Here is a 653-nt window from a genome sequence, read left to right as displayed (position 1 = left end):
AAGCCCAAGGCTTTGACCGTATCGCCAATGCTGAAGGCTTGTTGTCCCTGCGCGAAACGGCGACCACGCTGAAAATCCCCGAGAAGCAATTTATTGCGTGGATGCTGCGGCGCCGCTGGCTGTACCGCCGCGCGGGCAGCGGCTCGCTATGGGGTTATGCCGAGCGCATCAAGGCGGGCTTGCTGGCGCACAAAACCTACACCGTCCACAACGATGGCGCGGGGGCTGATGAGCTGCGCGGGCAAGTGTGCGTGACGCCGCTGGGGCTGACGGCGCTGGCGAGGCGTGTGCAGGCTGATGATGTCGCCCGTATCGGCGTAAAAGGAGCGGTGTGATGCAAAAACTTCGGGATGTTGTGAACGAGCGCTGCATTCGGTTTTGGGTGGCGTTGGCGTGCCGGTTTTTTAATCTTTCGCGGGCATTTGGCCGCTGCGCCCATGCGTTTAATGATCAGGCCACGCGGGCGATTAACCGGCGTTCGCCCGCGCAGCTTAGGAAGATGCAGCAGGCAGACGACGCACGGTTGGCCGCGATTAAAGCAGGGGGACGTTAAGGATGGGTGCTTATTTCAGGATGCAGGCGGATTTTTATCATGATCCTAAGGTGCAGTCGATGCGGGAGGCGATGCAGCGCCGCTTGTTGATGTTGTTTTG

The 653-nt window shown here is 59.9% G+C and carries 2 protein-coding genes; both read left to right on the top strand.

Annotated features, from left to right (window positions below; translation table 11 throughout):
* Positions 1–335, top strand: a 335-nt coding sequence (locus AXE65_RS07690; RefSeq protein ID WP_193393241.1) for a phage antirepressor KilAC domain-containing protein, incomplete at its 5' end; no start/stop codon positions are given.
* Entirely contained in the window at positions 335–553 is a 219-nt protein-coding gene (locus AXE65_RS07685) for a hypothetical protein (RefSeq protein WP_068390411.1), read from the top strand. The genes AXE65_RS07690 and AXE65_RS07685, both read left to right, overlap by 1 nt.
* Positions 554–653: the final 100 nt, after the last annotated feature.

The organism is Ventosimonas gracilis, assembly GCF_001580025.1.
GTDB classification, from domain to species: Bacteria; Pseudomonadota; Gammaproteobacteria; order Pseudomonadales; family Pseudomonadaceae; genus Ventosimonas; species Ventosimonas gracilis.
The sequence above is the reverse complement of the archived record's forward strand: the minus strand, read 5'-3'. Positions and strand labels throughout refer to the sequence as shown.